A 9,127-nucleotide genomic window follows, 5' to 3' on the forward strand; every position below is an offset into this window, starting at 1 on the left:
GCGACATAACCTGTCACTGTGAGCCAAGCGAGCGACAGCACCGAGCCCGTCGGCACCGGGGACATCCCGCCGGAGATCCGGCAGGAGTGGACCGAGCTCGCGGAGACCGTCCGCGACCATCAGTTCCGCTACTACGTCAAGGACGCGCCGATCGTCTCCGACGCCGAGTTCGACCGGCTCTTCGGGGAACTGCAGGCGCTCGAGGAGAAGTACCCGGCACTGCGTACCGCCGACTCGCCCACGCAGTTGGTCGGCGGTGGGTTCTCCACCGACTTCGCCCCGGTCGAGCACCTGGAGCGGATGACCAGTCTCGACAACGTCTTCTCCGAGGAGGAGCTGCGCGACTGGGTCGCCTCCGCGGTCGAGCAGGCCGGTGTGCCCGAGGACCGGCTGCCGTTCCTGTGCGAGGTGAAGATCGACGGCGTGGCCCTGGATCTGGTCTACCGCGACGGGAAGCTGGTCAGCGCGGCCACCCGCGGCGACGGGCGGACCGGTGAGGACGTCACCCTCAACGCCCGCACGATCGAGGACATCCCGGTCACCCTCACCCCGACGCCGGACCGGCCGGTGCCTTCGCTTCTGGAGGTCCGCGGGGAGGTCTTCTTCCGCCTCGAGGACTTCGCCGAGCTCAACGCCCGGCTGGTGGCCGAGGGCAAGGCGCCGTTCGCCAACCCCCGCAACAGCGCCGCCGGGTCGCTGCGGCAGAAGAACCCCGCCATCACCGCCCAACGTCGTCTCGGCATGTACTGCCACGGGCTCGGGGCGGTGGAGGGGGCGACGTTCGAGAGTCTCCACGACGTCTACCTCGCCCTGGCGGACTGGGGCCTGCCGGTCTCACCGCACACCGCGCCCGCGACCGGGGTCGAGGAGGTGGTCGAGCGGATGCGGTACTGGGGTGAGCACCGCAGCGACCCCGAGCACGAGATCGACGGACTCGTCGTGAAGATCGACGACCGCGCCGTCCAGCGTCGCCTCGGCCAGACCTCCCGGGCCCCGCGGTGGGCGATCGCCTACAAGTACCCGCCCGAGGAGGTCATGACCGAGCTCCTCGACATCCGGGTCTCCGTCGGCCGGACCGGGCGCGTGACCCCGTTCGCCTACATGGAGCCGGTCCTCGTCGCCGGGTCGACGGTCTCGCTCGCGACGCTCCACAACCAGACCGAGGTGATCCGCAAGGGTGTGCTCATCGGCGACACGGTGGTGATCCGCAAGGCCGGCGACGTGATCCCCGAGGTCCTCGGCCCCGTGGTCGAGCGCCGCGACGGGACGGAGCGAGAGTTCGTCTTCCCCGAGCGCTGCCCCGAATGCGACACCGTCCTGGCCCCCGCCCGTGAGGGCGACGCCGACTGGCGATGCCCCAACCAGCGGTCGTGCCCCGCCCAGTTGCGCGAGCGGCTGTTCTACCTCGCCTCCCGCAACGCGCTGGACATCGAGGCACTCGGATATGAGGGCGCGTCCGACCTCCTCGCCAGTGGGGTGCTCGAGAACGAGGCCGGGCTCTTCGATCTCACCGAGGCCGACCTCCTCCGCACGCACCTCTACACCCGTATTGAGAAGGCGACGCGGAAGCAGATCGAGGAGGGGGCCGAGCCCGAGCAGGTCGTGCTCACCGAGAACGGACGCAAGCTGCTGGCCAACCTCGCCACCGCGAAGGACCGGCCGCTGTGGCGGGTCCTCGTCGCCCTGTCGATCCGACATGTCGGCCCCACGGCGGCGCGGGCCCTCGCGACCAGGTTCGGGACGATGGAGGCCATCCGCGCGGCATCCGAGGAGGAGCTGGCCGAGACCGACGGCGTGGGTCAGACGATCGCCGCGTCGGTGGTGGAGTGGTTCGGCGTCGACTGGCATCGCGAGATCGTCGACCGGTGGGCGGCGGCCGGCGTCTCGATGGCCGACGAGCGGGACGAGTCGATCCCGCGCACGCTCGAGGGGCTGACGATCGTCGCCACGGGCTCCCTCGAGGGCTTCACCCGCGACGGCATCAAGGAGGCCATCATCGCCCGCGGCGGAAAGGCCTCGGGGTCGGTGTCCAAGAAGACCGATTACGTGGTGGTGGGCGACAACCCGGGCTCGAAGGCGGCGAAGGCCGAGGAGCTGGGTCTGACCATCCTCGACGAGGCGGGCTTCGTCGAGCTCATGGAGAACGGGCCCGCCCCGGCGGGAACCGCGGATCCGGACACTGAGGACGTCGACCGGTGACGATAGGGACGCCCCTCGTCCAGTTCCCCTGGCCGCTGGTCTTCGGAGGGGTCGTCGGGTTCGCACTCGCGCTGGTGGCCTCCCGCCTCGGCCGGCCGGGTGGGGGACCGGTGGACGTCGTCGGAACGCTGGCGGCCGCCGTCGCAGGGGTGGCAGCCGGAGCGTTCGTCGGCCTGCTGGGTCTCTGGGGCGCCGGGATGTCGAACCCGATCGCCTGTCTCTACTCGTGTGAGGAGGGGCTGCAGTTCCTGTCGAACGAGCAGTTCCGGCAGATCAAGCTCATGACCGACCTCGCGTGGATCCTCCCGGCGGTCGCCCTCGTCTCTGCCGCGATCGCGGTGACGACGCGCCTCAGCCGGCGTGCAGCGAGCGCAGAATCCCCGTGAGGTAGCCGAGACGGGCGATCTCCGACGGCCGGAACGACGGGCCGCCGGGCCGACCGACCACCAGGACGTGCCCGGCGTTCAGGGGCGCCGCCGCCAGCGCGGTGTCCATCGCCGTCCATTCGGCCGGGACCTCGTCGTCGTCATCCAGTGCGGTGACGCGAGCCAGGCCGCAGACGACGGGGACCTCGCCCCCCTCCCACATCGGCGCGGACTCCCCGCGCGCCACCAGCCGACACGTCGCGTCGCCGGTCACCTCCAGCACCAGCGCCCAGCCGACGCGCAGCGCGGCGGGGATCTCGTCGGCGAGCATCTGCGCGGCCCCGGCGCCCGCCCCGGCGACCGCGTCGATCAGCTCGAGCTCGCGATGGGCGTCGAGGATCCCGCCGAACGGACGCAGGGAGTCCACGACCACGCCGTCGAGCCGCTCGGCGGCCGTGATGAGGGTGTCGGGGAAGGTGCCGTGGGGGACGTCCACGACGATGTCGTCGACCGCGACACCGTCGAAACGGTCCACGACGTCGAGGCTGACGATGTCCGCGTCAACGGTTCCCAGGGCCACCGCGAGGGAGCCGAGGCTGCCCGGTCGGTCGGGCAACATGACGCGGAGGAGATAAGACATGACGCCCATTGTGCCGCACCCCCGCGGCCTGACTAGGCTGGGCCGGTACCGACCACGCCACGGAAAGGGGCAGGCACGTGACCTCGATCTCACGCGGGGACGTCGCGCATCTGGCCAGGCTCTCCCGCCTGGAACTGAGCGACGCCGAGCTGGATTCGTTCGCACAGCAGCTCACCGACATCCTCGACCACGTGCAGGCCGTCTCCGAGGTCGCCGCGGACGACGTCCCGGCGATGAGCCACCCCACCGCGATCACCAACGTGTACCGGGACGACGTGGTCGCCCCGGGTCTGACCCCGGAACAGGCGCTCGACCAGGCCCCGGCCTCCGACGAGCAGCGCTTCGAGGTCCCGCAGATCCTGGGAGAGGACGCATGACCGAGCTCACCACCGCCACCGCCGCCGAGCTGGCGGGCCGGATCGCCGCGCGGGAGGTGTCCTCGGAGGAGGTCACCCGTGCGCACCTGGACCGGATCGACGAGGTCGACGGCGAGATCAACGCCTTCCTGCACGTGGGCGCCGACGAGGCCCTCGCGGCGGCCCGGGACGTCGACTCCCGCCTGGCCGCCGGTGAGGCGCTCGGCCCGCTGGCCGGCGTGCCCATCGCCCTGAAGGACGTGTTCACCACCACCGACGCGCCCACCACGTGCGGCTCGCGCATGCTCGAGGGGTACCGCTCGCCGTATGACGCGACCGTGACGGGCCGGCTGCGGGAGGCGGGTATCCCGATCCTCGGCAAGACCAACATGGACGAGTTCGCCATGGGGTCCTCCACCGAGAACTCGGCCTACGGGCCCACCCGCAACCCGTGGGACCCCAGCCGTACGCCGGGCGGGTCGGGCGGCGGATCGGCCGCGGCGCTCGCGTCCCACCAGGCCCCGCTCGCCATCGGCACCGACACCGGTGGGTCGATCCGCCAGCCCGCCGCGCTCACCGCGACGGTCGGCGTCAAGCCCACGTACGGCACCGTCTCGCGCTACGGCCTCGTGGCCTGCGCCTCCTCGCTCGACCAGGGCGGGCCCTGCGGCCGCACCGTCGAGGACACCGCCCTGCTGCACCAGGTGATCGCCGGGCACGACCCGCGCGACTCCACGAGCCTCGATGTGGCGATCCCGGATGTCGTCGCGGCCGCCCGCGAGGGCGCGAAGGGCGACCTGACCGGGCTGCGCGTCGGCGTGGTCTCGGAGTTCTCGGGGGAGGGCTACCAGCCCGGCGTCGAGGCGTCATTCCGCGCCGCGGTCGACACCCTGCGAGAGCTGGGCGCCGAGATCGCCGAGGTCTCCTGCCCCAACTTCCGCTACGCCCTGCCCGCCTACTACCTCATCCTCCCGTCCGAGGTCTCCAGCAACCTCGCGCGCTTCGACGCGATGCGCTACGGCCTGCGGACCGGCGAGGGCTCGGCCGACCAGGTCATGGCCGCGAGTCGCGAGGCCGGCTTCGGGCCGGAGGTCAAGCGCCGCATCATGCTGGGCACCTACGCGCTGTCCGCCGGCTACTACGACGCCTTCTACGGCCAGGCGCAGAAGGTGCGCACGCTCATCGCGCGCGACTTCGACGCCGCCTACGAGAAGGTGGACGTCCTCGTCTCGCCCACCACGCCGACGACCGCGTTCCCGCTGGGGGACAAGGTCGAGGACCCGGTCGCGATGTACCAGTTCGACCTGTGCACGCTGCCGCTCAACCTCGCCGGGCACTGTGGCATGTCCGTGCCGTCCGGTCTGGTCGACGGTCTGCCCGCGGGCCTGCAGATCATGGCGCCGGCGCTCGCCGACGACCGCCTCTACCGGGTGGGCGCCGCGTACGAGGCCGCGAGAGGCGCGATAGCGTGACCACGGTCCCCGAGCGGGACGCCTGGAAGGCCCTCGCGGCCCTGGTCATCGGGTTTTTCATGATCCTGGTGGACCAGACGATCGTCGCCGTGGCCACCGACGCGTTCGTCACCCAGCTCGGTGCCAGCACCAACCAGGTGATCTGGGTGACGAGCGCCTACCTGCTGGCGTACGTGGTCCCGCTGCTGTTCACCGGGCGGCTCGGGGACCAGATCGGGCCGCGCACGGTCGCGATCGCCGGCCTGGTGGTGTTCACCGGGGCCTCGCTGTGGTGCGGCCTCGCCCCGAACGTCGAGATGCTCATCGTCGCCCGGGTGTTCCAGGGCGTCGGTGCCGCGCTCCTGACGCCGCAGTCGCTGAGCGTGATCACGCGCGTCTTCGCGCCCGAGCGCCGCGGTGCGGCCATGGGCACGTGGGGTGCCGTGGCCGGGATCGCCTCGGTGGTCGGCCCGGTGTTCGGCGGCGTGCTGATCGACGCCTTCGACTGGCGGTGGATCTTCTTCGTCAACATCCCGTTCGGCGTGCTCGCCGTGGTGCTGGTGTGGCTGTGGGTGCCGGTACTGGAGACGCGCACGCGCTCTTACGACGTGCCCGGAATCGTGCTGTCGGCGATCGGCATGTTCCTGCTGGTGTTCGGCATCCAGCAGGGCGAGTCGCACGGCTGGGGCGGAACGACCGCGGCGCTGATCGTGGCCGGCGTCGTGGGGCTCGCCCTGTTCGTGTGGTGGCAGTCGCGCGTGCGTACCGAGCCACTGGTGCCTCTACGGTTGTTCCGCGACCGCAACTTCTCGATCGGCACGTTCGGCGTGTCGACGATCGGGTTCGTCACCGCGGGGACCATGGTGCCGCTCATGTTCTACCTCCAGGGGGTCAAGGAGCTGACCCCGACACGGGCCGGGCTCATGCTGCTGCCGATGGCCCTGGTCGCCGGTGTCCTCGCGCCGGCCGTGGGCCGGTGGGCCGACCGCCTGGACCCGCGGATCTTCACGGGCGTCGGGTACTTCTCCTTCGCGATCTCCCTGTTCTGGCTGGCGCTGGTGATGGACTCGCAGACGCCGGTGCTCGTCCTGCTCGGCCCGATCGCTCTGATGGGGGTGGCCAACGGGTGTGTGTGGGCGCCGACGTCTTCCACCGCCATGCGCCGCCTCGAGCTGGCCTCCGCGGGAGCCGGGTCGGGTGTGTACAACACCACTCGTCAGGTCGGCGCAGTGCTGGGTTCCGCCGCGATCGGCGCGCTCATGCAGGCCCGCCAGGTCGCGCACGGGGACATCGGACAGGCGGTCGCTGACTCGATGTTCCTCCCCGCGGTGGTCGTCCTTCTCGGCGGCCTCGCCACGATGGCGTTCAAGACGGGCGATCGGTCGCCCGCGGAGCCGTCGACCAGCCCGGCGAGGTGACCCGCTCGGCGAGGTGACCGGCGCGGCGAGGTGACCCGCGCGGCGGGAGGCCGTGCGCCCCTAGACTGCGGGGGAACCGAGAGGAGCTCGACGTGCGTATAGGTGTCCTCACCGCCGGCGGCGACTGCCCGGGCCTCAACGCGGTGATCCGCGCCCTGGTCCGCACCGCCAACTCCGAGTACGACTCGCCGGTCCTGGGCTTCCAGGACGGGTGGTCCGGCCTGGTGGAGGACCGTGCGGTCCCATTGTTCGACGACGAGGGCATCGACCGGATCCTGCTCCGCGGTGGCACGATCCTCGGGACCGGCCGACTCAACCCGGACGTTCTGACGGCCAGCCTCCCGGAGATCCGTCGGACGCTCGAGAGGCACGCCCTGGACGCCCTGGTGGCGATCGGCGGCGACGGGACGCTCAAGGCCGCCCGGTGGCTCACCGAGAACGGAATCCCGGTCGTGGGCGTGCCGAAGACCATCGACAATGACGTCGGCGGCACGGACTACACCTTCGGCTTCGACACGGCCGTATCGATCGCCTCGGACGCCATCGACCGTCTGCACACGACAGCCGAGTCCCACGAGCGGGTCATGCTGGTCGAGGTGATGGGCCGCCACGCCGGGTGGATAGCTCTGCACGCCGGACTCGCCTCGGGGGCTCACATGATCGTGATCCCCGAGGTCCCGTTCGACATCGACTACGTGTGCAAGGTGATGAAGCGTCGCTTCCAGATGGGGGAGGCCTACGGCATCTGCGTGGTCGCCGAGGGCGCGACGCCCGTCGAGGGCTCCGGGATGACCCTGCGCGAGGGTGGCACCGACCAGTTCGGACACGAGGTCTTCACCGGGGTCGCCGACCAGATGGCGACGGCGATCCGTGAACGCATGAACCGCGACGTCCGCACCACGGTGCTGGGCCACATCCAGCGGGGTGGCACGCCGACCGCCTACGACCGCAACCTGGCGACGCGGTTCGGGGTGCACGCGGCGCACGCCGTGCACCGCGGGGATTTCGGCCAGATCGTGGCGTTGCGCGGGGAGTCGATCGCGATGGTGCCGGTCGAGGAGGCCGTGTCGGTGCTCAAGACCGTTCCGGAGGACCGCTACCGCGAGGCCGCCTGCCTCTTCGGCTAGATTGTTCGGCATGGAGTTCACCGAGGTCGTGTCACGTTTCGATCCCGTCATGGGTATGGAGGTGCACGTCGAGCTGCACACCAACACCAAGATGTTCTGCGGGTGTCCGACCGCGTTCGGGGCCGAGCCCAACACGCAGGTGTGTCCGGTGTGCATCGGCCTGCCGGGCGCGTTGCCGGTCGCCAATCGGCAGGCGGTGGAGTGGGCCATCAAGATCGGTCTCGCGCTGAACTGCTCGATCGCGCCGTACAGCCGGTTCGCGCGGAAGAACTACTTCTACCCGGATCAGCCGAAGAACTACCAGATCTCGCAGTACGACGAGCCGATCGCCCACGATGGTTACCTCGACGTCCAGCTCGAGGACGGCTCCACCTGGCGCGTGGACATCGAGCGCGCCCACATGGAGGAGGACACCGGGAAGTCCACGCATGTGGGCTCGGCGACCGGACGCATCCACGGCGCCACGCACTCGCTGCTGGACTTCAACCGTGCGGGCGTGCCGCTCATCGAGATCGTGTCCAAGCCGATCGTCGGGGCGGGGGAGCGGGCCCCCGAGATCGCGCGCGCCTACGTGTCGGCGCTGCGTGACCTTCTCAAGAGCCTCGACGTGTCCGACGTCCGGATGGATCAGGGGTCGATGCGCTGCGACGCGAACGTCTCCCTGATGCCCAAGGGCGCCACCGAGTTCGGCACCCGCACCGAGACCAAGAACGTCAACTCCCTGCGCAGCGTCGAGATCGCGGTGCGCCACGAGATGTGCCGCCAGGCGGACGTACTGACGTCGGGCGGCGAGGTCGTCCTGGAGACCCGGCATTTCCACGAGTCGGACGGCACGACGACCGCCGGTCGCCCGAAGGAGTCGGCCGAGGACTACCGCTACTTCCCCGAGCCGGATCTGGCGCCCGTCGAGCCGACGGAGGAGCTCATCGAGTCGATCCGCGCGACGCTGCCGGAACTGCCGTGGGTGCGTCGGGCGCGCGTGCAGGCGGACTGGGGCGTGTCGGACGAGGAGATGCGCGATCTCGTCAACGCCGGCGCCCTGGACCTCATCCTCGCCACTGTCGATGCCGGCGCGCCGCCCGCCGAGGCCCGGTCGTGGTGGGTGTCCTACCTGACGCAGCAGGCCAACAAGAGGGGCGTCGAACTGGACGCCCTCGCCATCACGCCGACGCAGTTGGCGCGGGTCATCGAGCTGGTCGCCGAAGGCAAGCTCACCAACAAGCTGGGCCGACAGGTCGTCGACGCGGTCCTCGACGGTGAGGGCGAGCCCGATCAGATCGTGGCGGACAAGGGCCTCGAGGTGGTCCGCGACGACTCGGCGCTCCAGAAGGCCGTCGACGATGCGCTCGCCGCTCAGCCGGACATCGCGGACAAGATCCGCTCCGGCAAGGTGCAGGCCGCAGGCGCGATCGTCGGTGCGGTCATGAAGGCCACCCGCGGCCAGGCGGATCCGGCTCGCGTGAAGGAGTTGGTGATCGCCGCCTGTAGCTAGGCGGTACAACCGGCTACTCCGTCGGTCGTCCCTCACGTCCGGACCTCGCCCCGCCGATCAGGCAGGGCGGGGTCCGTCG

8 protein-coding genes are annotated in these 9,127 nt (G+C 70.7%); 7 read left to right on the forward strand and 1 reads right to left on the reverse strand.

The annotated features are described in order from the left end of the window. The first annotated feature begins 18 nt into the window (after window positions 1-18). Together ligA and DPA01S_RS13260 are read left to right on the forward strand one after the other, a co-directional pair. Complete coding sequence (gene ligA / locus DPA01S_RS13255) at window positions 19-2,199, forward strand: NAD-dependent DNA ligase LigA (protein WP_061916912.1); 2,181 nt, start codon at window positions 19-21, stop codon at window positions 2,197-2,199. Continuing rightward, window positions 2,196-2,585: a hypothetical protein gene (locus DPA01S_RS13260; protein ID WP_061229411.1), complete on the forward strand. Its 390-nt coding sequence runs from the start codon at window positions 2,196-2,198 to the stop codon at window positions 2,583-2,585. The genes ligA and DPA01S_RS13260 overlap by 4 nt, the downstream gene beginning before the upstream one ends. On the opposite strand, the gene DPA01S_RS13265 is transcribed toward DPA01S_RS13260, so the two are convergent. Further along, window positions 2,551-3,204 carry an ACT domain-containing protein gene (locus DPA01S_RS13265; RefSeq protein WP_043569170.1) on the reverse strand — a complete coding sequence of 218 codons (654 nt, stop codon included), beginning with the start codon at window positions 3,202-3,204 and terminating at the stop codon, window positions 2,551-2,553. The genes DPA01S_RS13260 and DPA01S_RS13265 overlap by 35 nt on opposite strands. Window positions 3,205-3,281: 77 nt before the next feature. On the opposite strand from DPA01S_RS13265, the gene gatC reads away from it, so the two are divergent. The 5 genes from gatC (at window position 3,282) to gatB (ending at window position 9,048) form a co-directional block, all read left to right on the forward strand. Next, window positions 3,282-3,581 carry an Asp-tRNA(Asn)/Glu-tRNA(Gln) amidotransferase subunit GatC gene (gatC, locus tag DPA01S_RS13270; protein ID WP_061229410.1) on the forward strand — a complete coding sequence of 100 codons (300 nt, stop codon included), beginning with the start codon at window positions 3,282-3,284 and terminating at the stop codon, window positions 3,579-3,581. Continuing rightward, on the forward strand, window positions 3,578-5,032 hold the full coding sequence (gene gatA, locus DPA01S_RS13275) for an Asp-tRNA(Asn)/Glu-tRNA(Gln) amidotransferase subunit GatA (protein WP_061229409.1): 1,455 nt from the start codon (window positions 3,578-3,580) through the stop codon (window positions 5,030-5,032). Before gatC ends, gatA begins: the two co-directional genes overlap by 4 nt. Next, window positions 5,029-6,429 (forward strand): DHA2 family efflux MFS transporter permease subunit, encoded by a 1,401-nt coding sequence (locus DPA01S_RS13280; RefSeq protein ID WP_061229408.1) that lies wholly within the window; start codon window positions 5,029-5,031, stop codon window positions 6,427-6,429. The genes gatA and DPA01S_RS13280 overlap by 4 nt, the downstream gene beginning before the upstream one ends. Window positions 6,430-6,521: 92 nt before the next feature. After that, window positions 6,522-7,556 (forward strand): ATP-dependent 6-phosphofructokinase, encoded by a 1,035-nt coding sequence (locus DPA01S_RS13285; protein ID WP_061229407.1) that lies wholly within the window; start codon window positions 6,522-6,524, stop codon window positions 7,554-7,556. Window positions 7,557-7,566: 10 nt separating this feature from the next. After that, the gene (gene gatB / locus DPA01S_RS13290) at window positions 7,567-9,048 is read left to right on the forward strand and encodes an Asp-tRNA(Asn)/Glu-tRNA(Gln) amidotransferase subunit GatB (protein ID WP_007634005.1); all 1,482 of its coding nucleotides are present in this window, start codon (window positions 7,567-7,569) and stop codon (window positions 9,046-9,048) included. Window positions 9,049-9,127 lie beyond the last annotated feature (79 nt).

The organism is Dietzia papillomatosis NBRC 105045 (assembly GCF_001570845.1).
In the GTDB taxonomy this organism is placed as follows: domain Bacteria; phylum Actinomycetota; class Actinomycetes; order Mycobacteriales; family Mycobacteriaceae; genus Dietzia; species Dietzia cinnamea.

What these genes read in the sequence shown, in the direction of transcription:
- DPA01S_RS13265 (WP_043569170.1), bottom strand. Translation starts at nt 3,204, where the DNA reads ATGTCTTATCTCCTCCGCGTCATGTTGCCCGACCGACCGGGCAGCCTC.
- gatA (WP_061229409.1), top strand. Translation starts at nt 3,578, where the DNA reads ATGACCGAGCTCACCACCGCCACCGCCGCCGAGCTGGCGGGCCGGATC.
- gatB (WP_007634005.1), top strand. Translation starts at nt 7,567, where the DNA reads ATGGAGTTCACCGAGGTCGTGTCACGTTTCGATCCCGTCATGGGTATG.